Source organism: Flavobacterium sp. (assembly GCF_031537875.1).
Taxonomy (GTDB): Bacteria; Bacteroidota; Bacteroidia; order Flavobacteriales; family Flavobacteriaceae; genus Flavobacterium.
The window spans coordinates 16,212-40,869 of sequence record NZ_JAVKNB010000004.1; the positions used below are offsets into that span (position 1 = coordinate 16,212).

Annotated in this window: 21 protein-coding genes; 13 read left to right on the top strand and 8 right to left on the bottom strand. The window is 33.2% G+C overall.

Going from position 1 to position 24,658, the window contains the following annotated elements:
* Window position 1: 1 nt before the first annotated feature.
* From RMR09_RS01490 to bglX, 3 genes are read left to right on the top strand one after another with little or no spacing between them, the layout of a single operon-like run.
* Window positions 2–1,468, top strand: a complete 1,467-nt coding sequence (locus RMR09_RS01490) for a glycoside hydrolase family 30 beta sandwich domain-containing protein (RefSeq protein WP_310594069.1) — start codon at window positions 2–4, stop codon at window positions 1,466–1,468.
* A gap of 10 nt (window positions 1,469–1,478) precedes the next feature.
* The gene (locus RMR09_RS01495) at window positions 1,479–2,933 is read left to right on the top strand and encodes a glycoside hydrolase family 30 protein (RefSeq protein WP_310594070.1); all 1,455 of its coding nucleotides are present in this window, start codon (window positions 1,479–1,481) and stop codon (window positions 2,931–2,933) included.
* 25 nt (window positions 2,934–2,958) lie between these two features.
* Complete coding sequence (bglX, locus tag RMR09_RS01500; RefSeq protein WP_310594071.1) at window positions 2,959–5,184, top strand: beta-glucosidase BglX; 2,226 nt, start codon at window positions 2,959–2,961, stop codon at window positions 5,182–5,184.
* Between the two features lie 241 nt (window positions 5,185–5,425).
* On the opposite strand, the gene RMR09_RS01505 is transcribed toward bglX, so the two are convergent.
* Complete coding sequence (locus tag RMR09_RS01505) at window positions 5,426–7,756, bottom strand: glycoside hydrolase family 3 C-terminal domain-containing protein (RefSeq protein WP_310594072.1); 2,331 nt, start codon at window positions 7,754–7,756, stop codon at window positions 5,426–5,428.
* 207 nt (window positions 7,757–7,963) lie between these two features.
* Between RMR09_RS01505 and RMR09_RS01510 the strand changes: the two genes are divergently transcribed.
* Both RMR09_RS01510 and RMR09_RS01515 read left to right on the top strand, forming a co-directional pair.
* A complete protein-coding gene (locus RMR09_RS01510) occupies window positions 7,964–8,719 on the top strand; it encodes an NrtR DNA-binding winged helix domain-containing protein (RefSeq protein ID WP_310594073.1) in 756 nt (251 codons plus the stop codon).
* A 183-nt stretch (window positions 8,720–8,902) separates the two neighbouring features.
* Window positions 8,903–10,822 carry an amylosucrase gene (locus RMR09_RS01515; protein WP_310594074.1) on the top strand — a complete coding sequence of 640 codons (1,920 nt, stop codon included), beginning with the start codon at window positions 8,903–8,905 and terminating at the stop codon, window positions 10,820–10,822.
* A 55-nt stretch (window positions 10,823–10,877) separates the two neighbouring features.
* Here RMR09_RS01515 and RMR09_RS01520 read toward each other — a convergent pair whose 3' ends face one another.
* Genes RMR09_RS01520 through RMR09_RS01530 form a run of 3 tightly spaced genes read right to left on the bottom strand, consistent with a single transcriptional unit; the run spans window position 10,878 to window position 12,721 of the window.
* On the bottom strand, window positions 10,878–11,615 hold the full coding sequence (locus tag RMR09_RS01520) for a pirin family protein (RefSeq protein WP_310594075.1): 738 nt from the start codon (window positions 11,613–11,615) through the stop codon (window positions 10,878–10,880).
* A gap of 10 nt (window positions 11,616–11,625) precedes the next feature.
* Window positions 11,626–12,291, bottom strand: coding sequence for a hypothetical protein (locus RMR09_RS01525; RefSeq protein WP_310594076.1), 666 nt, complete (start codon window positions 12,289–12,291; stop codon window positions 11,626–11,628).
* A gap of 58 nt (window positions 12,292–12,349) precedes the next feature.
* The gene (locus RMR09_RS01530; RefSeq protein WP_310594077.1) at window positions 12,350–12,721 is read right to left on the bottom strand and encodes a DoxX family protein; all 372 of its coding nucleotides are present in this window, start codon (window positions 12,719–12,721) and stop codon (window positions 12,350–12,352) included.
* An 89-nt stretch (window positions 12,722–12,810) separates the two neighbouring features.
* Here RMR09_RS01530 and RMR09_RS01535 point away from each other — a divergent pair, with 89 nt between their 5' ends.
* Window positions 12,811–13,182, top strand: coding sequence for a helix-turn-helix domain-containing protein (locus RMR09_RS01535; RefSeq protein WP_310594078.1), 372 nt, complete (start codon window positions 12,811–12,813; stop codon window positions 13,180–13,182).
* A 64-nt stretch (window positions 13,183–13,246) separates the two neighbouring features.
* Here the strand turns inward: RMR09_RS01535 and RMR09_RS01540 are convergent, their stop codons facing one another.
* Together RMR09_RS01540 and RMR09_RS01545 are read right to left on the bottom strand one after the other, a co-directional pair.
* Entirely contained in the window at window positions 13,247–14,983 is a 1,737-nt protein-coding gene (locus RMR09_RS01540; RefSeq protein ID WP_310594079.1) for a glycosidase, read from the bottom strand.
* A gap of 308 nt (window positions 14,984–15,291) precedes the next feature.
* Entirely contained in the window at window positions 15,292–16,134 is an 843-nt protein-coding gene (locus RMR09_RS01545; RefSeq protein WP_310594080.1) for a tyrosine-type recombinase/integrase, read from the bottom strand.
* A 207-nt stretch (window positions 16,135–16,341) separates the two neighbouring features.
* Between RMR09_RS01545 and RMR09_RS01550 the strand changes: the two genes are divergently transcribed.
* Entirely contained in the window at window positions 16,342–17,166 is an 825-nt protein-coding gene (locus RMR09_RS01550) for a hypothetical protein (RefSeq protein WP_310594081.1), read from the top strand.
* A 177-nt stretch (window positions 17,167–17,343) separates the two neighbouring features.
* Here RMR09_RS01550 and RMR09_RS01555 read toward each other — a convergent pair whose 3' ends face one another.
* The gene (locus tag RMR09_RS01555; protein WP_409070947.1) at window positions 17,344–17,463 is read right to left on the bottom strand and encodes an IS1 family transposase; all 120 of its coding nucleotides are present in this window, start codon (window positions 17,461–17,463) and stop codon (window positions 17,344–17,346) included.
* Between the two features lie 595 nt (window positions 17,464–18,058).
* Window positions 18,059–18,448 (bottom strand): helix-turn-helix transcriptional regulator, encoded by a 390-nt coding sequence (locus RMR09_RS01560; protein ID WP_310594082.1) that lies wholly within the window; start codon window positions 18,446–18,448, stop codon window positions 18,059–18,061.
* Window positions 18,449–18,985: 537 nt separating this feature from the next.
* On the opposite strand from RMR09_RS01560, the gene RMR09_RS01565 reads away from it, so the two are divergent.
* The 6 genes from RMR09_RS01565 to RMR09_RS01590 all read left to right on the top strand — a co-directional run.
* The gene (locus RMR09_RS01565; RefSeq protein ID WP_310594083.1) at window positions 18,986–20,134 is read left to right on the top strand and encodes a hypothetical protein; all 1,149 of its coding nucleotides are present in this window, start codon (window positions 18,986–18,988) and stop codon (window positions 20,132–20,134) included.
* A gap of 893 nt (window positions 20,135–21,027) precedes the next feature.
* Window positions 21,028–21,516, top strand: coding sequence for a T9SS type A sorting domain-containing protein (locus tag RMR09_RS01570; RefSeq protein ID WP_310594084.1), 489 nt, complete (start codon window positions 21,028–21,030; stop codon window positions 21,514–21,516).
* The gene (locus tag RMR09_RS01575) at window positions 21,513–22,184 is read left to right on the top strand and encodes a hypothetical protein (protein ID WP_310594085.1); all 672 of its coding nucleotides are present in this window, start codon (window positions 21,513–21,515) and stop codon (window positions 22,182–22,184) included. The genes RMR09_RS01570 and RMR09_RS01575 overlap by 4 nt, the downstream gene beginning before the upstream one ends.
* Window positions 22,185–22,186: 2 nt before the next feature.
* Window positions 22,187–23,383 (top strand): hypothetical protein, encoded by a 1,197-nt coding sequence (locus tag RMR09_RS01580; RefSeq protein WP_310594086.1) that lies wholly within the window; start codon window positions 22,187–22,189, stop codon window positions 23,381–23,383.
* 41 nt (window positions 23,384–23,424) lie between these two features.
* Entirely contained in the window at window positions 23,425–24,012 is a 588-nt protein-coding gene (locus RMR09_RS01585; RefSeq protein ID WP_310594087.1) for a hypothetical protein, read from the top strand.
* Between the two features lie 221 nt (window positions 24,013–24,233).
* On the top strand, window positions 24,234–24,658 hold a 425-nt coding region (locus RMR09_RS01590; RefSeq protein ID WP_310594088.1), incomplete at its 3' end, for a hypothetical protein.

Genomic DNA, 24,658 nt, shown 5'->3' on the forward strand with positions numbered 1-24,658 from the left:
AATGAATTTTATAAATAATAGACCTAATAAAATGATTTTTTTTACTTTATTGCACTTGTCGTTCACTATATTCAGTTGTTCTTCATCAAGTGAAACCATTCCTAGCCCGACGCAACCAATCAATCCTCCTGTAGTAGTTAATGACATGGATTTTTGGTTGACCAATGGGAGTAAAAATAGCTACTTGCAAAAACAAACTGGGATTTTAAGCTTTGGAACGAATTACAATGTTTATCCTAGTATTGAAGTTGATGAAACTCAAACTTTTCAAACTATTGATGGATTTGGTTTTACTTTAACGGGAGGGAGTGCTCAGGGAATTAATAAACTGAATCCTCAAAAAAGACAAGAATTACTTCAGGAATTATTTGGAAAAAATGACAATTCCATTTCAATTAGTTATCTCCGTATCAGTATTGGAGCTTCTGATTTAAATGCTGCGCCTTTTACGTATGATGATTTACCTTCTGGACAAACGGATGTTAACTTAACTCAATTCAGTCTAAACCCGGATAAAAATGATGTGATTCCGATGCTAAAAGAAATTTTAGCGATCAATCCACAAATTAAAATTATAGCGACACCTTGGTCAGCTCCTATTTGGATGAAAGACAATAATGGTTTCGTTGGCGGAAGCCTAAAACCAGAATATTATGGTACTTATGCTAATTATTTTGTGAAATACATTCAAAAAATGAAAGAAGAAGGTATTTCGATTACAGCTATAACACCTCAAAACGAACCCTTACATCCAGGAAATAATCCGAGTATGTTTATGCCAGCTTTACAGCAAGCCAATTTTATCAAAAATCATTTGGGTCCGGCATTTGCAAATGCTAATTTAACTACTAAAATTATTATTTACGATCATAATTGCAATAAACCTGAATATCCTTTGGCAATATTGAATGACGCAGGAGCGAACCCTTATGTGGATGGCTCTGCTTTTCATTTGTATGAAGGCGATATTAGTGCTTTATCAACTGTTCATAATGCTTATCCAAACAAAAATTTGTATTTCACTGAGCAATATACTGGGACATCTGGGACTTTTGATGGCGATTTGAAATGGCATTTAAAAAATGTTATTATTGGCTCGATGCGCAATTGGAGTAAAACGGCTTTGGAATGGAATTTAGCTAACGATACTAATTTTAGACCCTATACACCTGGAGGGTGTTCTACCTGTAAAGGGGCTTTAACTATTAACGGAGCCGATAGTTTTGAGAGAAATGTTGGGTATTATATTATTGCTCATGCTTCTAAGTTTGTCCCTGCAGGATCTGTACGAATTGCTTCTAATTTAGTAGGTAATTTAAATTCAGTAGCATTTAAAACACCATTAGGCAAAAAAATATTGATTGTTGAAAATGATGGAAATACAAACGAGTTATTTAATATTAAATGCAATGGAAAATGGGTACCAACAGCTTTAGATGCTGGTGCTGTAGCCACTTTTTCTTGGTAAAAAAATAATAATGAAAGATATAATAGTAAAATCAGCGGTAGCAGTTTTTAGTTTTTGGTGCGTAACTGCTGTTGCTCAGCAAAAGAAAACAATGGCTCAAAAAGCTAGAGAAATTAATGTTTATACAACTGCTGACAGTACCAATTTACGATTAACACATACTAATACTCTTTATTTTTCAGCTGCGGAGCAACCTGTAGAACGGGAAATTTCTGTTTTTGTAGCACCTAAAAAAACTTTTCAAACTTTTATGGGAATTGGAGGTGCAGTTACGGATGCTTCGGCAGAGGTCTTTGCCAAATTAAGTCCAGAAAAACAATCGGAACTTCTAGATGCATATTACAATAAAAAAAGCGGAATAGGGTATAGTTTACTTAGGACTTCCATACATAGTTCGGATTTCTCAAGTGGTAGCTACACTTACATAGAAGAAGGGGATAAAGAATTGAAAAGCTTTTCCATCGCTCACGACAAGCAATATAGAATTCCAATGATAAAACGTGCGATTCAAACCGCGGGAGGAAAATTGTTATTGTATGCTACACCTTGGAGTCCACCGTCTTTTATGAAAAGCAACGGTTCTATGCTTCAAGGAGGAACTTTATTGCCTGAGTTTTACCAAGCTTGGGCAAATTATTATGTCAAATTTGTCAAAGCCTATGAAAAAGAAGGGATGCCTATTTGGGGAATTTCTATTCAAAATGAAACGATGGCTACTCAAAAATGGGAGTCGTGTTTGTTTACAGCTACAGCTGAAAGGGATTTCCTCAAGTACTATTTAGGACCAACTATGCAAAAAGAAGGTTTGGGTACTAAAAAAATTATAGTATGGGATCATAATCGAGATTTAATGAACCAAAGAGCGAACGTGATTTTCGACGATCCTGTAGCCTCTAAATATGCTTGGGGAATGGGATTTCATTGGTACGAAACTTGGGCAGGAGAGCAGTCAATGTTTGACAACGTTAGAAAAGTCCACGAAGCCTATCCTTCTATTAATCTATTATTTACCGAAGGTTGTGTAGAACGATTTGATGCTAAAAAATACCAATTTTGGGGAAATGCAGAACGTTACGGAACTTCAATGATTAATGATTTTAATAATGGAACGGTGGGTTGGACAGATTGGAATATTCTGTTGGATGAAAATGGAGGGCCTAATCACAAAGGCAATTTTTGTTTTGCTCCTATTCATGTAGATACGAAAACAGGCGAATTAATTTATACGCCAAGTTATTATTATATCGGACATTTTTCTAAATTTATACGTCCGAACGCAAAACGGGTTAGTACAGCTTCAAGTCGCAGTAACTTGTTAAGTACTACATTTGTGAATGAAAATGGCGGATTAGTAACGATAGTAATGAATCAATCTGCAAAAAAAATCACCTATAATTTGATGGTTGGTGCTGAAAAAACAGTAGTTGAAATTCCAGCTCATGCTATCCAAACCCTTGTATATTAATTAATAATTCCAATAGTAAAATAAAATGAAAAAAACGTGTCTATTTACCCTTTTATTATTTTCTGTTTTGGGTTTTTCACAACAAAAAACAATTGATCAAAGAGTTGAAGCTTTATTAAAACAGATGACTCTAGAAGAAAAAATAGGGCAATTGAACCAATATACGGGGGATAATCAGGCAACAGGCCCGATTACAATTAATCCGAATAAAGAAGCAGAAATCAAAGGTGGTTTGATTGGCTCAATGCTGAATGTTATTGGAACTAATCATACCCGTCAGTACCAAGAATTGGCAATGCAATCTCGATTGAAAATTCCGTTGTTGTTTGGTCAAGACGTGATACATGGGTATAAAACAACTTTTCCAATTCCTTTAGCCGAAGCGGCGAGTTGGGATTTAGATGCGATAGCTTTGGGAGCTCGTATTGCCGCTGTAGAAGCATCGGCTAGTGGAATTCATTGGACATTTGCTCCGATGGTGGATATTGCTCGTGACCCACGTTGGGGTCGTGTGATGGAGGGAGCTGGAGAGGACACCTATTTAGGTTCTAAAATTGCGTATGCTAGAGTCAAAGGATTTCAAGGAAATTTAGGCGATGTGAATTCGGTAATGGCTTGTGTTAAACATTTTGTGGGTTACGGAGCGGCTGTAGGCGGTCGTGATTATAATTCGGTGGATATGAGTGACCGCATGCTTTGGGAAACTTATTTGCCACCTTTCAAAGCCGCTTTGGATGCAGGTGCAGCTACCTTTATGAATTCATTTAACGATTTGAATGGGGTGCCAGCCACAGGAAATAAATTTTTGCAAAGAGACATTCTTAAAGGGAAATGGAATTTTCAAGGTTTTGTAGTTTCTGACTGGGGCTCTATCGGAGAAATGGTGAATCATGGTAATGTAAAAGATACCAAAGAAGCAGCTCAATTAGCCATTACTGCAGGAAGTGATATGGACATGGAAAGTAATGCCTACCGTTATAACTTGGCGCAATTGGTACAAGAAGGAAAAGTAGAAGTGGCTTTAATTGACGATGCAGTGAAGCGTATTTTACATAAGAAATTTGAATTAGGCTTGTTTGAAGATCCGTATAAATATGCCAATCTAAAACGTGAGGCAAAAGAATTAAACAATCCGTTGCATAGAAAAATCGCACGTGATATGGCGGCAAAAAGTATTGTTTTATTGAAGAATGAAAAACAAACATTACCCTTATCAAAAGAGTTGAAAAAGATTGCTTTCATTGGACCTTTGGTAAAAGAACACAAACAAAACATGGGATTTTGGGCAGTTGAGTTACCCGAAATAGATTATGAAAAACATGTAGTTTCTCAATGGGAAGGTCTGCAAAATAAAGTGGGTAAAAATACCCAACTTTTGTATGCTAAAGGATGTGAAATTGAAGGGAACAGCAAAGAGGGTTTTGCCGAAGCTGTTGCGGTTGCTAATCAAGCAGATGTGGTCATTGTAAGTATTGGTGAGCGAGGTAATATGAGTGGCGAAGCCAAGAGCCGAAGTAATATTCATATACCAGGTGTTCAAGAAGAATTGGTACAGGCTCTTCAAGCGACTGGCAAACCAGTGGTGGTGTTAATTAATGCAGGTCGACCACTTATTTTTAATCAAACGGCTGATACAGCTCCAGCTATTTTATATACTTGGTGGTTAGGAACTGAAGCTGGTAATGCTATTGCAGATGTATTGTTTGGAGACTATAATCCATCAGGTAAATTGCCTATGACGTTTCCAAGAGAAGAAGGACAATTGCCTATTTATTATAATCATTTCAATACGGGAAGACCAGCACCTAATGAAAATGCGACCAATTATGTTTCGGCCTATACTGATTTGAAAAACAGTCCTAAATTTCCATTTGGATATGGTTTAAGTTATACTACTTTTGATTATGGAGATTTAAAATTGTCTAAAAATAGAATCGCTAATTCAGAGACTATTGACATTTCTTTCCGTTTGACTAATTCAGGTAAATATGCTGGTGACGAAGTAGTTCAATTGTATTTAAGAGATAAAGTAGGCTCTGTAGTACGTCCAATTATTGAATTGAAAGATTTTCAAAAAATTCATTTGGATGCGGGAGAAACTAAAATGATTCAATTTAGTATTGACAAAGAAAAGTTGTCTTTTTATAACCAACAATTAGAATGGGGCACTGAACCTGGAGATTTTGATTTGATGATAGGTTCATCATCATCAGATATTCGTTTACGATCTACTTTTGAACTAATTAAATAAAAGTATAATAGCTCTCTTTTTTAATTCAAAATGAATATATTTGATTTTACACTTTTGATTTATTTACTAGTATAGTAAAAAATAAAAAAGTATTGACTCTAAATCAATTTTCCCAATAAGCTTGTAGTTATGACATATCAGGGAATGTAATTTGAAAAAGAGAGAATTAAAGTAGAGGTTGTCGATTAGGCAACCTCTTTTTTATTTCCTTTTCAATACTTTTTTCCAACAAATAATTAACTTAGTTTTTGTTAATAGCAGTTAAAATTGCATTCATATTATTTTCGGTGAATTTACCTCCAGAAAGCAAAATGAATTTATTGATTGGTAAATCACCAAACATTGCTGCAAAAAATGCCGCTGTTTTCTTGTCTTCTTCTGTTTCAAGTTTGTTGCTTGTTCCCATAAACCCTTGAATTAATTGGTTCACAATAACTTCTCCTTGAGGGGTGTTTTTAATTTCTTTTACCATAGAATCACGAGTGAAAGTTACTTTTATTGGTTTTGTATTTTCAATCGTAATGGTTTGTTGTAAAGGTAAATTACGTGAAGAACCACCTACACGGATGTCAAATTTTCCGGAGCGAACAGTCCAATCATGGATTTTGGTATTGTAATAAGCAAAATCACGTGAGTTCAATTGGAAGCTTACTGTTTTCTCTTCACCAGGTAATAAGCTAATTTTTTCAAAATGTTTCAATTCATTTTCAGGTCGAGCTACATCTGAATCTTGTTCGTGAACATACAATTCAGTTATTTCTTTTCCTGCTACAGCACCAATGTTTTTTACTTTGAATGAAATTGTGATTGCATCATAATCTTTTGCATTAGTACTGCTTGCCTTGATATCAGAATATTGAAAAGTAGTATAACTTAAACCATATCCAAATGGAAAATTGGGTTCGATTTTTTTCTTGTCATAATAACGGTATCCAATAAATATACCCTCTCCATAAGTTGCTGTTCCGTCTTTAGAAGGGAAATCAGTTGCAGTTGGAGTGTCTTCAGTACGCACAGGGAAGGTTTCAGATAATTTTCCGGAAGGATTTACTTTTCCAGTTAATACATCAGCAACAGCTCCACCACCAGCTTGACCACCTAAATAGGCTTCAACAATAGCTTTTACGTCGTTTTTCCATGGCATTGAAACTGCTGCTCCGTTCATTAAAACAACGATAACATTTTTGTTCACTTTAGCCACTTCTGCAATCAATTGATTGTGACCTTCAGGCATATCAATATTTTTTCTATCGTATCCTTCTGACTCATAAATATCAGGTAAACCTGCGAAAACAATGGCTACATCTGCTTCTTTTGCATTTTGTACTGCTTCGGCAATTTTAGCAGCGTCAGTGTCACCCGCTGGAGTATATCCTGATGAAAAACTAAATTGAATTCCTTTAGCTAGTTTTTGTAATTCTTCTAGTGCATTTGCAATTTGTGTTGGACGTACTTGCGAACTTCCTGCTCCTTGATAACGAGGCGTTTTTGCAAAATCACCAATAATGGCAATTTTTTTCAATTGCGATTGAAGGGGTAAAATAGCGTTATCATTTTTTAGTAAAACGATACATTCTCCACTGATTTGTCTAGCCAATTCATTGTGTTTTACTTTGTTTACCACAATTCCTTTTTTATGGCTGTCCTTTGCTTTTAAAGTCACTGCAACTAACTCAGAGATGATTTCGTCCAAACGAGATTCAGATAAAGTCCCATTTTTTACAGCGGCAATCACTTTTAAATTATTAGCTCCACCACTAGAAGGCATTTCTAAGTGCAAACCTGCTGCAACACCAGCAGCTCTTTCGTTTACGGCACCCCAGTCAGAAACCACAAATCCTTTTAGTCCCCATTTTTCTTTTAGCATTTGGTGTAATAAATACGGATTTTCAGAAGCATATATACCGTTAAAACGATTGTAAGAACACATTACTGTCCAAGGTTGTGCTTCTTTCACAGCCATTTCAAAAGCTGGAAAGTAAATTTCATTTAACGTACGTTCGTCCACAACTGAATTGTTTGACATACGTTCAAATTCTTGGCTGTTAGCGGCAAAGTGTTTCATCGAAGTTCCGACTCCTTGACTTTGAACACCATTAATAAAACTGATGGCGATTTTTCCGGCTAAAATTGGGTCTTCTGAAAAATATTCGAAGTTTCTTCCTCCTAAAGGAGAACGTTTCATGTTCACTCCAGGACCTAATAATATTTGAACATCATTAGCTTGAGCTTCAATCCCTAAAGCTTCTCCCATTTTTTGTGCCAATTTTGGATCCCAAGAAGAGGCTAAACTTGAGGCTGTTGAAAAACAAGTAGACGGGACGCTATTGGTAAAATCAAATCCTTCTGCTTTTCTCAATCCATGAGGTCCGTCTGTCATAAAAATAGAAGGAATTCCTAAACGTTTGATGGCTTGGGTAGACCAAGCTGTTTCGCCTGAACATAGTGAGGCTTTTTCTTCTAGAGTCATCTTTGAGACCAACTCTTTTGCTTTTTTTAAATAATCAGTACTTTGCGTTTGGGCTTGCATTGTAAAAGTCAACCCTATCAGCAGTAAAGCGATTTTTTTCATGTTAAATGTAATTCGGTTAATTAATAGTTAGTGTGAAATTCTTATTGTGTAATTTTGACGCAATGTACATTTTTTTTGTTTTTGAATCAAATTTTAAAACAAAACTTTTAAACTGAATTTTGTGAACTATTGTTTTAAATAGTATATTCGTCCAATTCATTAGTAAAATGAATGATTATTAATAGTGAGAAATACAGAATTAAATAGATGTTAAGAGGAGTTTTAGCAAATAAAGAACAATATCAACCGGGATTGTCGATTGATTGTGTAATTTTTGGATTTCACGACAATCAGTTGAAAGTATTGTTGATTAAAACAAAATACAACGAACAATGGGCTTTGCCTGGAGGCTTTGTAAGTGTTGACGAAAGTATAGATGAAGGAGCAGTAAATGTATTACATGGGCGTACTGGTTTAAAAGGTATTTTTTTAAGGCAGTTTGCTACTTTTGGCCAAGTCAATAGAAATCCAACCACTTTTAGTGATTCTGTTTTACAGTTTTATGGTATTGATAAGGAACAAGCAACATGGTACCGAAGCCGATTTGTGACAATCGGTTATTATGCTTTAGTCGATTTTTTACAAGCCGTTCCCCAACCTGAAGGGAATAATGAAATAGTGGAGTGGATTGATTGTAATGCTGTTCCTGATTTGATTTTAGATCATAAAGAAATATTCGATAAGGCGCTTGATACCCTCCGAATGGAATTGAATTTAGTGCCTGTAGGTTATAATTTGTTACCCGAGAAATTCACCATTCCAGAATTACAAAAATTATATGAAACTATTTTGGGGAGAAAATTAGATCGTCGTAATTTCCTTCGAAAAATTACTTCGATAGGAATTTTAACCAAATTAGATGAAAAGAAAAGCAATGTGGCTCACAAAGCGCCCAATCTCTATTCGTTTGATAAAGAACGTTACGAAGAAGTGTTGAAAATTGGTTTGCACCAAGGTTGGTAATTATAATAATGATTTAAAAAAAAGGGTTGTCTGAAAAGACAACCCTTTTTTTGTTATACCCATTAATTTAACTTACTTTTTTTAAACTCAATATTTTTTCAAATGTTTTTATTTAGGAAATACTTTTTTTATTATATTTCAATTCGATATTTATCAATTAAAGGTTAATCAAAAGCATAAAGGATGCAACAAGCAGAAAAGTTATCGAAACTGAAGAAATTCTTGGATAAACATAAAGTATCAGATTCCAATTTTCAATTACGAATGGGAGCAAATATACCTATCATAACAGATTTGTTCCAACAGTTGTATGCCAATAGCCCATACGGGGCTGAAGCATTTGAAGAATTGCTATCTACTTTAGTGAGACATTTTGAGTCTCGATCTGCACATCAAAAGAAACGTGATTTAGAACGTGTGGCTCATCCTAACTGGTATTCGAGTGAGAAGATAGTAGGGATGATGCTCTATGTAGATCTCTTTAATCAAGATTTCAATGGTTTGAAAGAGAAGATACCTTATTTTAAAGATTTGGGGATTAATACCATTCATCTAATGCCCTTTTTAGATGTGCCAGAATTTGAAAACGATGGTGGTTATGCTGTACGCGATTATCGTAAAGTGAATCCAAAATTTGGAACCATGGAAGATTTTGAATCTCTGGTAGAAGAGTTTCAAAAAAACGACATGAATTTAGTTATGGATTTTGTGTTAAATCATTGTGCTTCTGAACACGAATGGGCGGTTGAGGGAAGTAAAGGACATCCTAAATACAAAGATTTTTTCTATTTTTTTCCAGACCGTAGCTTGCCTGATGAATATGAAAAAACGATGACCGAAATTTTCCCAGATACAGCTCCGGGGAACTTCAGTTATTTACCCGAAAGTAATCAATGGGTCATGACTTTGTTTTATGGCTATCAATGGGATTTGAATTACAAAAATCCTATGGTCTTAATAGAAATGATTGATACGATGTTGTATTGGTCTAATAAAGGGATTGATATTTTTCGTTTGGATGCCGTAGCATTCATGTGGAAAGAGATAGGTAAATACAATCAAAATTTACCCGAAGTGCATTTATTATTGCAATTATTTAAATTGTGTGGACAAATTGTAGCGCCCGGGGTAGCGTATATTGCCGAAGCTATTGTTCAACCAGAAGAAATCATCAACTATTTTGGACAGGGAAATGCTGCCGGTGACGAATGTGATATTGCCTATAATGCTAATTTTATGGCATTGAGTTGGGAAGCGATGGCAACTCGAAGTACCGAATTGATTAAAAAATCAATGAAAGCCGTACCTGCAAAACCTCGTAATACTACTTGGATTAATTATGCCCGTTGTCACGATGATATTGGGTTGGGATTTGATGATGAATTGGTCCAACATTTGGGATTTGATAGCTTGGCGCATCGACTTTATATTTTGCAATATTTCTGTGATGGATTTAATGGGAGTGCTGCTCTAGGGCAACGTTTTATGACCGAACCAGAAACTGGGAAGGCTCGAATTTCGGGTTCCTTAGCCGCTTTATGTGGTTTAGAAAAAGCAGTGAGTGATAATAATGGGAACGAAATCTACTTGGCTGTAAAGCGAATTAATTTGCAACACGCTATTATTTTATCCTTGGGAGGTTTACCCATGATTTATAGCGGAGACGAAATTGCAACCCCTAATAATTATAGTTATTTAGAGGATAAAAGTAAAAAGTATGATAACCGTTGGTTGCATCGTTCACCTATGAATTGGGGAGTAGTTGCCGGTTTGTCTTCTTCGACTATGGCGCCCACTCAGGTGTACAACCAATTGAAAAAATTAATTGCCATTCGGAAGGAAACTCCTGCATTTGCTGACAACAATGATTTGGAATTTTTAGATTGTGCCAATAGTCATTTGTTGGTGTATAAGAAAACCGATAATCAAGGAGGAGAGGTGTATGTAATTGCCAACTTCTCTGAATTTGATACCGTTTTTGAAAAAGATATTTTTGGCAACAACAATTTTACCGAATTACATGACTTAATTACGGATAGCCGAGTAGCAATCAATCAAAGTACTTTTATTAGTGCGTATGATGTGTTGTGGTTGAAAGCCTAAATTTTAAACAATAAAAAACTCCTTAAGAAATTAAGGAGTTTTGTTTAGAGTTCTATTAATTCATTTTGTTTCCGCTAAACATTCCATCGGCAAAAAAGTTTGCATCCTCGTTAGTTGCAAATAATACTAGCTCTATTTCTGAATCCGCTGCAATCCAGATATCTTCGTTTTTGATTAATAAACATTCCTTCTTGTTTAAAACAATATTATTGTTAATCGTTGCATTTCCGTTGAAAACATAAAGTAAAAAAGTAAGGTTTCGAGTGTCAATTTCTGGTAGTTGGATACTATTGTTATTCAATACTTTTATATCGTATATCCATGTTTGGCTACTAAACTTAAATTTAGTTTCAGATGTTGGAGAAGCTAATAGTCTCCATTTATTTATACTATATGTTTCGTCTAAATCAAGAAATAGCACTTCGGGATTTAAGTCTTTTACACCTGGTCTTATAAATATTTGTAGTCCTTCCATCGGCTCGCCTTCATCAATCATTTTTTCTTCATGAAAGAATGAATGTCCCGCCTTCATTAACATTAGTTTGTTTTTGCCAATAAACTCTACAATACCTTCAGAATCTCGATGCTCTGTTTTTCCACTTCTAAAGTAAGAAAGAATTTCATCATTAACGTGTTGGTGCATCGGCACTATTTGATTTCCTATAAAAAGGGCATGGTCAATTCTACCTATACTTCCGATTCCTGTATCATTAGGGTTAATTTTTAAACCTGGGTAAAGCACTCTTATTGGCCCTCTGCCTAACATTGCAGTTTCGTCTATTTTCTGTAACATACTTTTTAGATTAAAATAATAGAAAGCTTACAAATCCTCCAAAGCTGTTCTCATTATGTTTCATTGGTCCATAATAATCGATATTTGTTCCTGCTCCGAAAGAGAATTCTCTATAAGTAATACCAGCACGAGTATTAACATAACTACGTGAGTGTTCGTGACTTGATGTGTTATAACCATACAAACATTGGATTCTGGAATAAAAATGTAGTTTATCGTTAATTTTTGGTTTGTATTCAACTAAAAGAAGTTCTTCAACATTGACATCTTTAGCTAAATCTACTCTTGGATTAGAAACGACTAACCAATTTTGATTTGCGAAAGAATAAATTAAACCAGCACTAGGTCTTATGCCTGTTACGGGGGTAAGATGGAAGCCGCTACTAAGTTTAAATCCTTTAGCAATCTCAAATGTTAAACTGGCTTGTGTCATATAATCATTGACTTGATTAGTATTCCATTCTCCAACTAAATTGGTCACACTGAAAAAACCTAACTTGGGAATAGTTTGAAAATTTTTATTAATTATCATTTGGAGGGTCATGCCACGATTACTGAGTAAAATCTCAGTATTTATTGGCGGTTTTTTTGGATGTTCATCTTGCGAATAACTATTCCAGCTGATAATCGAAATTAATAGTATAAATATAACTTGTATTTTGTTTAGGAATTTCATTTGATTTTTAAATTTTGTCCGTACTTGTATTTCTCTTGTAATGTTTGGAGCAATTTTATTAGTTTTTCGAAAACAAACGATTGCTTAATTCATTAAATCGAATTCCGGCAGAAACCCAAATTAATGTTTGAATAACAATCACCATTAAAACAGATTGTCCATGTTCGAGATGCGTTGCAATTGCACCTCCCATGTAAGATATTAAAAGAAGTGAACCTAAAACTCCAGTTCTAGGAATTACAAAAAGAATAGCTGAAATAAGTTCGATAATACCTAATATTTGATTAGTACTAGCATTGATACCAATGGAAGTAGCTTGTTGAACAGCTCCTTCATTTTTTATTATTTTCATAATTGCACTCATTATAAAAAGAGCCGTTAAAGAATACGTAATTACCCATTTGATGATTTTTGTTGTTTTCTGTATCATAATTTTGTTTTTTATGCTGCAAATTTATATACAATTATTGTAAATTTGTAACCTATTACATAAAGGATACCAGTAACAAAAAGAATACTATGCATACAAGAAGTACATGTGAAAAAGCAGATGATGAGTCTTGCGTAAAGGCTAGGCTAGCAATTCAAGACACATTAGACATGGTTGGTGGCAAGTGGAAATTGATTTTAATATCAATTTTAACCGATGGTAAAAGGAGATTTAGGGAGTTGTCTCGAGAAGCGGGAATAAGTCCTAGAATATTGTCGAAAGAATTACAAGAACTTGAAATGAATGGGTTGGTAACAAGAACCGTTTGTGACACTAAGCCAGTAAGTGTAGAATACGCATTAACACCCTATAGTGAAACGCTTTCGGAAGTTGTTGAAGCATTGCATAAGTGGGGTGTTCAACATCGAAAGAAAATCATTGAAAATAATAGCGTGAAATAAAAAATCATTATTAGATTGTACAAACAATAAAAAACTCCTTAAGAAATTAAGGAGTTTTTTTTAATTATAAGTTTTTCAATTCACCTGAATCGGTGTATTGAATCGTAAATTCATGTGTTGTAAGATTGCCTTTTAATTGTGCCAACTCGTTTTCGTTTCTCCAAATTAAGTTCAACTCATTTTCGGAAGCATCCCCAAATTCTAAGCTTCCTGAGAACGCTTTAGAAGTATTGCGTAGGCGTAGCATATCTAACTGTTTCAGAACGACTTCTTTTTGTAAGCCTGCTTTAATATCAGCTACACTCAAAGTGGTTCGATTGATTTCTTTATGACCATCTTTTCCTGCTTTTTCTACTCCAACATAATCATTGGCACCAGCAAAAATATCCAAGTACCAAATTTGAGGGATTCCTGGCATAAAAAGTTGAATGGCTCGAGCCAAGGATAATTTTTGTTCGTTTTCACCCAAAGCGCTAAAATACGTGGCGTTGACTTGATAGTACGATATTTTTTTACCGTCGGCACCGTATAGGTTTTTAACCAAACCACCGCGATCAATGATGAGGTTCATCAATTCTTCTATTTCGGCATCTTCTAACAACCCTTTTTGGTACACACCATCCACCTCTTTTCCTTTTAGGTCTAAAACTGGAATTCCATCGTGGCAACCCAACATGTTTACGGTTTTTAATCCTTTGGCAACAATTTCTTTTGCCCAAGTAATCAATGCTTTATTGGTTCCTTTTTCGATAGCGTGAATACACAAACCAGGTAAGAAGAAGTCATAAATAGCATAGCCTTCTTTAGCTACTTCATCGTGAAGGTGTAAACCATATTCTGCATGAATTTCAGGTAGTAATTTTAAATTATTTCTTTGAGCAATTTCATTGATTCGTGCCAAATAATCCCAAGTCCCAGGTTTGTTGAAGAAGTTACTTTCGCCAATAGCTTTGTGTAAATAAGCAAAGGCGTCTAATCGAAGAATTTGACCACCATAACTCGCTACTTTAGCTAAAACATCTTCGTAGAATTCCCAAACTAAAGGCGAATTGGCATTCACATCCATTTGTCCTAAATACTCGCGTTTACTGTTTACAATTTTTACTACCTCAGTGTTGATTTCGTTTCCGAAACCTAAATCTAAAGTTTGAACATCTTCATTCGCTTCAATAGCGCTATTTATTTTTTCGCAAATGATAGCTGATTTCTCAGGATTCATAGTCGGTATAGCGGCTAGATCGGCACTATTTGTTTTTTGAAATGTTATTTTTTGGTAGAATGTATTCCAATATGGTCTTTCTTGTCCGTCAGGGAATACAATTTTCAGGATTGGCAATCCTGATTTTCGCATAAATAATTTATCCAAATATTCTTTTTTTGGAACAATGATACCATCTTCACCAAGTGTTCCGTTGCCTTTCCAGAATTCATTCCAATCAATAAAAAAGTCTTTAAATTTGGATTGATCTCCGTTGGCAATTAGGTCTTTAAATTGAGGTGAGGCAACCGATAAGTGATTTAAAACAATGTCAAATTTCAATTGGATATTCAATTCTTTTAGAGCTTCAATATCTTGTTTTGACACTAATTCTTCGTTAATATCGTAGTTAACAATAGAAAATCCTCGGTCTAAGTCGCTATTGAAAAAAGTAGGTAACACATAAAAAAGAGAAAAAGTATTCTTGAATTCGGGCAGTTGAAGCATGCTCACGATATCATGTAAATTGTGACCAATACTGTCTGGATAAGCGTTTAACATGACGCCATTAGGAATGCTTTTTTTCTGAGTGATTACTGACATTGTAATTTATTGTTAGTTGTGTGTAGTTTTTAATTTTAAGTTAAGGAAGCGCTGTGGCTTCAATGGCTTGAATTTTTGCCAAAGTTAGTAATAAAATTGGCTAACTAAAAAGAGTCAATTTTAATATACTATAAAAAGTAGGTAGAAGACATGAAAAAAACTCCTTAATTTCTTAAGGAGTTTCTATCGGTGGGCGATATAGATTTAAAATCGAATCAAGTGATTGATTTTCTGAGGGTTATGGGTTCAATATAAAATAAAAAATGACCTTAAAAATGAATTTAAGGTCATTGGTTTAACTTATAATCCTACAATCTATCTAAAGGGCTTTTAATCTTGTTTTTTGCTACATCAGTCATATGTGTATAAATTTCGGTGGTTTTTAAATGATTGTGCCCTAAAAGTTCTTGAATATAGCGAATATCTGTACCTGATTCCAGTAAATGGGTTGCAAAACTATGTCGAAGAATATGAGGAGAAACGGGTTTGTTTAAACCTGATTTTGTAGCGCTTTCTTTCACTATTTGTTGAATACTTCTTCCTGAGTATTGTAAGCTATTTTGTCCTTCAAACAAAAAAGAGCTAGGCTTATACTTTAAGTAATATTGTCTTAGAATTAGTAAAAATTTCTCTGACAGCATTACTTGACGGTCTTTCTTGCCTTTAGCTTGACGAATAGTAATAGTCATGGAGCTAGAATCAATATCAGCTATTTTCAAATTAATGACTTCGCTAAGGCGCAAGCCACCAGAGTATAATAACATGATGATGCTTTTGTGTTTTAAATTAGAAGTTACATCAATGAGTTTTGTTATTTCGGCAAATGTTAAATAATTGGGTATTTTGTGTTCTTTCCTTTGTGGGTAAAGATGTTTTAGATTGATTCTTTTTTCTATAACCAGCTCATAAAATTTAGCAATACTAGCCAAAATGATGCGTTGATGAGAGGTACTAATGTTATCTTTTTTGATTTTCCAGAAAATATATTTTTCAATAGCAACTATATCAATTTCTTCAGCAGTAGTAAATTGGCATGAAGCATTCGTTAAAAATTGAAATAAGTTACTAGTGTAGTTCTTGATAGAGGAGGGGCTGTATCGTTGAATTTGTAAACGCTCAGTATAGCGTTGTAAATAATCTTGAATATTCATAACAATCGATTTGGGTTGGGATTGGAAAAATAATAAACTTGCGTCAATTAAATTAATTTGTTGTCATATTTTTTGTTTTTGATACTGAAATAGTGTGTTAGTGACATTACATTACTTAACAAAAAAAATGGATGTACGCATGTTTGTAAATTCGAATGTACGCAATGCGTATATTTGGGTGTTGGCAGTAATTTAACAAAAATCGTAGTGGAAATAAAAGATTTAGTATACATCGATTGGAATTTATTTTCGATTCTAAAAGAACCGAAGTTAGAAACGCACATCATATTGGATAAATTTCTTAAAGAAAACGCAGATAAAATAACGATAGTTTATTCTGACGCACATTTAGGAGATTTGAGTAAAACTTCTAATACTTCATTAAGAAATAATGACTTAGAATATCTCTCAAAAAAGACCAAAGATTTAACAATTGTAAAATATTTTGGAAGAGATTATGTTGATGTTGAAATACGAAATCCAAAAGAGTTTTATAATCAAAATGTTTATGATAATTCAGATTCTGTGCTAATGCAATTTCAGATTGCAGTAAAACATATTACAGATAATTGGGGCGGAATTAGAGATGGAATTATTCAAAATCATTTCAAAACTGACCCGAAGAACATTTGCAATTTTTCACCATCACAACTCGATGAACTAATTAAAATGATTGGATTAACTAATTCTCTTCAGGAATTTATCGAGTATGGTTTAAATCTAAGAGGAGATACAAAAAACAATCCTTTAACACATATTGACTATTATATGACTGCATATATGAATTTAGATTTAATAGGTTTTTATCCAGATGCAATGAATGAAAATCAAGGTTTTGACAATTTATTGAATGATTCAAAACATTCAGCTTATGGTTCAATTTGTAAAGCATTTATAACTAACGACAATAAATGTTACCTAAAATCAAAATTCCTATTTGAATATTATGGAAGTAAATCAAAATTAATAAAAACCTGTAAAGTTAAAAACGTTGAAGATTTAGAAAATTCTCTAAACGAAATAATAAAATAAACTACTGCCAACAGGCGTTTGGCAAGATTACGAATTTTGTAGTAAATTCACGTTTACATTTCGCAAGAAATTTTATCTTTAACAGAAAATAATCAGTTCCGAAGTTCGCAACCTCGCCAAGCGCCGGAACGTTAGAATCATTTTATAAATAATGTTTAGGTTTAAAAATTAAAAAAACTACAACCAAAAATAAATCCTTAACACTGCATTGAGTATAATCAAATTTTTGGAAAAACAAATTGACCTTCTATTGAGACGTTTTAAATGTGTACGAAGGCTCAGATTTTTTCTTTCAATTCTATTGGTTCCAAAGCGAGTGACTTAATGAATAGTTTTATGAATTAAAAATTTATAGAGATTCAACCCATCAGTATAAATCCTTTTGGGATTGGAAAGTAAAGCCGTTTGAATGACTTGATTTAACATTTTCTTGGATCTTGAACCAACAGCAAAACTAATAACGTTTTTCTTGACTCTAAATACATTTACTTCAATAAAAATCAATACACCGTTTCGTACATGTCTTACAATATTATTGTTGTTTTTGGTTAGCAGTAAACCAATTTTTAATAAGTGTAGGAGCAGTACAATGAGGGCAAATTTTAGTATCACTAATTTTGTGATATACGAAGACTGATGAAAAGCCATTATAAAAGATTTAAGAGATATTAAATATACAAAAGGAAAGACATACAGCCTCTCCTTTTGTAAAATATTTTGACTTAAATCTTGATTATCAATGTAGTAACATATATATTTATAGCTATCACTAATTTTGATACATTACCCCTTTTTATCATAAAAATCAACTTAAACACTGATTTTCAATATGGTAATTTATATGTTTATAGCCAATATTAGTTATCACACATTACTAATTTTGGTAGTGCTGTTATTTTGCCTTCGTGTTTTTTAAGTTATCTAAATCCATCTGTAATTCTTTAATTTTATCTTCTTGCATTTGTATTATTTTGTTTTGAAGTACGATAATACTTTCTTTATTCCTTTCAGATTCTTCAGTTGTGTCAATTGGAGTAGTTTGAATATCTGTATGTATTAATATAGACTCAGAGATTTCAAAATATTTGGATATTTTTATTAAATCTAAAAATTTAGGAAATGAAAAACCTAATTCATAATTATTCCATTGCGAAGGAGAAAACCCAAGTTCTGAAGCAATTTTAGTAAGAGTCAATTTTTTTTTGACCTTAAAAAAGACAAGTTTTTCTGGAAATAAATCATATCTTGTTTTTATTTTATCAAATAATTTGAATTTTATCAAATAATTTGAATTATATTTGTTTCGTTTAAAGAAACAATCAGAGCAATGGGCAAAAATAACACAAAAAAAAACAATTCGTACAATGTTATCGCTGTAAACGCAATTTCTGTTAAGTTCAAAATATCAAAACGATATGTTAGGCAATGTATTAAAGGAGATAGAAATAGTATTTCTGCAGACAGTATAAAAAAAGACTATTTTGAATTAGTTAGAAAAATTGAGAAAGCATTGATAAAATACTGATTTGGTTCAACTACGAATTTTTATAGTAAGGTAGCAGAAAAATATTTTAAAAACACTAAGTATTTATAAAATACAATTAGTAATTCTTAAATTACAGTGAATGTTATTAGAATAAATCAATTGAGGTATAGGCTATTTTTGCTTGCTTAATATAAATTTGCTTTTACTCATCCTTAAAGTTATTATAATTTTAGTACTAATAAAAATATTTTTTCGATTCTTAAAATAAATAAATTATTTCCCTTAACCCCATAAAGTAATTATTTTAGTATGTTCATCTACATTTTTTTTATTTTGGTAGGAACGATTGTTTTTTTAAGTACAATCGTTATGACGGTTTGGTTTAAAACCAATAGAGTTTTAAATATTTATATAATTTTCACTTCTATATTATTGTGTCTTTACTTAATTTTATATGGATTAAATAATTTGAAACCTTATATTGAAATCAGTGATTTTTGGAATATAAATTATAGTCAAATTATACTGATTTTAACTCCTTCAGTCTATCTTTTTTTTGAAAAAATTATATTTGATGTTAAATATTTTGAGAAGAAAGATATTTTGTATTTCATAATTCCTTCCCTGTTTTATCACTATTTAGGAACTGAATTATATTTGAAAAATTCAGTAATTAAAATAATACTGTATGTTTTTTTTATTCTTTATACTTTGATATATGTTTTTAAATCCTATAATATTCTTAAAAAACATATTTGGAATTTTAGTAGTAATCAAAAAAAAACCAACTCAATAGTTAATAATTGGTCTACTTTTATTTTTAAAATGATGTTAATAGTATTGTTTCATTTTTATATTTCTGAGGCTTTTTATTTATGGATACAAACAAGAGATGTCGTAACTCTCTCGCTTGAAATTGGGCTTTTAATTGTTTTTTTAATAGGTTATTTCAAAGTTATCACTACTCCTGAATTATTATATGGCAGCGCGTTTTTGAAAAAAAAATCTGATTCCAATGAGTTGTCTAAATTGAGTATTAGCAAAGTATGGAGCCTCGAACTGAATAGGGAAATTTCTAATGATAAAGAAGCATTACTTTTTGATAAGATTAAAGAGAAAATATCATATTACATAAATGATATTGAAAAAATTACTGTTATAAATAACTCATTTAAAGAGCCTGGTTATTCCATTTATGACTTATCTAGGGAGCTAGGGTTACCTAAATATTATTTGGATTTTATTTTTAAGTTTTACTGTAAATTATCCTTTAATGATTACAAGAGATTAATACGTATTTATGTTGCAGTTCAATTGATTAATGACGGGTATCTTAATTCAAATAAACTTGATACTTTAGCAAAACATGTAGGCTTTGCTTCCTATAACCCCTTTCTTATTAATTTTAAAGAGATTATTGGCACCTCTCCTTTTGAATATAACAAAGATAGAATAATTTACAAGTCTAACTATTTATTCTAAGAAGGTTTTAAAAAAAGTAAAATAACGATATTTTCAGTTTTATTAACTAAAATTTCTTTTCATAGTCTACTACTTACTTTTTTAAATTCACTATGCTCTTTATTGGATTAAATTAAATATAGAGGAATAAAAATAAATTTTACCGTTTAATCCCTACACTTTAGTCTTGCTCAAACAGACAATTTACTCTAGTTGTAATTACAATTCAACAAAATGTTACCTCAAAATTAACTATGGGGGTAATTTAATTTTAAGGACAGGCTGTGCTTCAGGTAAACAAACTCTATGCTTGTTGTTTTTTAATTTCTAGATTACAAGTTACTATTAGTTTACAATTTTTAAAGTAATTTAATAAATACGCTCTTAGATTACTTCTCTATAGATGAATAGTCTATACAATACAATCGATAGTTATTGTTATTTACTTTCACAATAACTCCTTTTATATTGGATTAATAACGTTCGTTCAATAACCATTCTTCTAATATTGAATTAGAGGATAAATAAGATGTATAAATCCTAATTATTTTTATTGAAAAACAATAAAAAAATCTCTTTAACCCCTGTTGAAGTAGCTAGAGCATTGTGCTTATACCCTCTTGCTTTAGTTTATGTTCAACTACAACCAAATTGTTTTATAACATTAGTTCATTTAGAATTTATAGGTTTCTCTATACACGAAACTTTAAAGATGAAACAAAAAGCGAAGATTTTTAACGTTTGGGTATAGACTGTTTAGAGATTTATTATCCACAAAAGGATAGAAAGGATTAATTCGAATTCAACAATGTTTGTTTTTTGTTCATTGTAATTATAGAATCGGTCACTGTTTTTTTAGAATGGTTTTTAATTCAAGAAACACTATATGTTATTTGCAGTAAAAATTATCGCAAATGAATAAACTCTATTTTATTATTTTTTTTTCTATTTTGAAAATAGATGCGCAGGCACTACACCATCAAATGCTTAGTGCACAAGGCGCTTCAGTTGTTATGCCTAGCGGGATGGTAATCACTCAAACAATAGGTCAATCCACTGTTATTGGAGTGTTAACAGGTGGTTACATAGGTGGGCAGGGTTTTCAGCAGCAAGCCTTAGTTGCCAAAACATCAAATTCAATCAGTAATCCCGTTACAACTAATTTGAGTGTTTTCCCTAATCCATTTAGTACATCGATAACAGTGGTTGTGCCCACGAGTTTTAAGGACTCTATTTTGCCAGTGCAGTTATTTGATATGCAGGGCAGGTTAATCTATGCTGGAAACTGTCAGGTTCAAAGCCATGTTATAACTCTAGAGTTAGGCACTTTACCTAATGCAATGTATCTATTATCTATTCACACAAAAACCATTAATTATAGTACTAAAATTATTAAACAATGAAAATGAAACCAATATCGTTTTTGAGCATAACTCTCCTTTTTTTATTTCAAGGAATAACCGCTCAACAGGTGTATTTTAATTCGGGAAAGAATTACACTCATTATTACTACTCTAAGGAAGTGTCTAATCCTAGTTATCTAATTAATAATTCAAATTTAATAGCTGATTCAGGCAATTCGTATGAGCTAGGAATTTTGTTTAATCAAGGAGAAGCTAGAGTTGATTATGCTTTAGGTCTTACTTATAATGAGTTCAATACTACTTATGCTATTGATAAAACAGCTGTTAAGTATCTCTGGCAAACTAAATACATAGGAATAGCTCCACGTTTGAATTTTAGATTGTATCAATCGCCAAATAAAGATTGGTGTGATTGCAACAATGGGCGTTTACGGGTGGATGCTATGCTAGGTGTAAACGCCGCTGCTTTTGTCTATGGATATGAAAACGCAAGTGGAATTAATTATAGTTTAACCTCCCATCCAGATTATAGAAAAATAATTATTCAACCCTTTACTGGTGTAGATTTTTCTTATCCTTTATCTGGGATGAGCAGTTTGCATCTAGGCTATATTTTTTCTATAGCCTCTATTGGACGAGATCAAGGGAACGGATTCAATTTTATCAATCATAATTTTCATTTAGGATTTAATTTTAAATTACAGTAATCGTGAAAAAAACAATTTACTCATTAGTATTAGCTTTAGTTGTGGCAGTAATGGCTCATTCTCAAACTAAAGGAATAACCTATCAGGCGGTCATTTACGATCCTCAATACTCTCAGCAAACTCTTCCAGGTATGGATAATGGTTTAATTCCTTATGCTAACAAAGAGATTTGTCTAAAATTTGAAATAACAGATAAGAATTCAAATAGAGTCTATATAGAAACCCAAAAGACAACTACAGATGCCTTTGGAATAGTGAATACCATAATAGGAAAAGGAACTAGAATAGGAGGTACGGTAGCTACGTTTGAATTAATTAACTGGAATAAGCAGGCCAATGGACTTGTGGTATCTATAGATACTAGCAATGCTTGTAATAGCTTTGTAGAAGTTAGCGATCAGCCCTTTACGGCTACACCTTTCTCTCTAGGGAGTGATGCTATAAACCCAGATAATTTTGCATTAGCTTCTAATTTATCTACAAATGTTACTACTGATGGAACATCAGACATAAAATACCCTAGTGTAAAAGCCATAAAAGGATATGTAGATACATCATTAGCAACTCTGGCTAGTTTTAATTCGGCAGCTCTAACTGGTGTGCCCACAGCCCCTACCGCTCCAACAGGGACTAGCAGTACTCAACTTGCAACTACTGAATTTGTGACCAAAGGGCTCCTTTTTAAAGAAAACGCATCAAATAAGAGTACTGATGGTACTTTAGGCAACAATTCAGATATACTGTTTCCAACAGAGCGTGCTGTTAAAACCTATGTTGATGGAAAAACTATTCCTGACGCTACTACTACAGCTACTGGAAAAATTAAGTTAGCAGGAGATTTAGCAGGTACCGCCGCTGCGCCTAGTGTGGTGGGGCTACAATCCATACCAGTGGTAGCAACAGCTCCAGTTAATGGGCAGTTCTTGCGGTTCAACGGGACACAATGGGAGCCCTCCTCAAGTACGGCTACTTTAAATACGGCTACTCAATCTCTTACTGCGCTAGCAACTGTAGCTACCACTAGAGACATTACCCTAGCGCAGGTCCCTATAGCTAGCCCTTTAATGTTTGTAAACGGGATTAGAGTGCCTGATGCAGCAATAAGTTATACTGGGAATGTATTGCATTACAATTCAATCTCAAATGGAAATTATAAAATTGATGCAGGAGACAGCATCGAAATTATATATAATTACTAATCAATTTTAATCAATTTTAATCAATTTTAATCTATTTTACAATGAAAACAAATTTATTTTTAAGCACAATGGTAACTCTAGGATGTCTATCATTTGCAAATGCACAAGATCTAGCCGTAACTAAAACAGGTAAATTAGTTACTGTAAATACTCCCGCCTCTACTAGCGCTGTGGGTATAGTTCAGTTAGCGGGAGACTTAGCCGGCACTTCCACTTCGCCTGAAATTGGGGCGTTAAAAGTAACTACTGCTAAACTAGCGAATGATGCTGTAGAAACTATAAAAATTAAAGACGCTAATGTAACAACAGCTAAAATTGCTGACGCTAATGTAACAGCAGCTAAAATTGCTCCCGGAACTGCAAATCAAGTATTGACTACTAATGTTGGTGGTGTTGTGGTTTGGGCAGCCATGACGGCGACTAATAATGCCACAGAGACTTTTACCCCTGCTAATTTACAATCCAGTTTTACGTTGGCTAATACCCCTAAAAACACTGATGTTCTTACTATATATAGAAATGGTATTGCAACTGATCTTGGAGGGTATACCCTTACTGGAGCAGTAGTTACTTTAACTACTTCTGATCTTAGTACAGCCGATACAATCGTATTTAAATACTCTTACTAAGCCTTTTTATTGTTTTTTTGTCTCCCAATAAAGAGTTTTAAGTAATTAAGAAGTGTTTTAAAACACTTCTTAATTACTTTTTTGGGTTATAAAAGAGATTGTGGTAGACTCAAAAACAATTTATCCATCTACCTCGTCTTTGTTAGAGCTTGGATAGATCCATTAAAAAAACTATAAAAATAGGAATTATGAAAAAAAGAAAATTTCTGCTGGCGTGTTTTTTGTTTAGCGCTATAGCCTTTTCACAGCAGCAAGTATTAACTAAGACCGGTAAGCTTACTATTCTTACTAAAGGAGATGTAGGTCTTGGCAATGTTGATAATACTACTGATGCTAATAAACCTATATCTAATGCTACACAAACCGCATTGAATGCAAAGGCTTCTTTGGGCGGAGACCTAGCGGGTACTGGTACAACAGCGGCTGCACCTGTAATTGCCGCAGGAGCCATTAGTACTACTAAGATTGCAGATGGTGCAGTTACTAATACCAAGGTTGCATCAGGAGCAGGAGGTATTTATAAAGGGAGTGGTAGCTTGAGTGGTGCCACTGTAGTATCACAAGGAAATAATACACTAACGTTTACCACCACCGCCGGCAATGCCTTATATATTGATGGGAGTACTAATAACCTGGGTATTGGTAC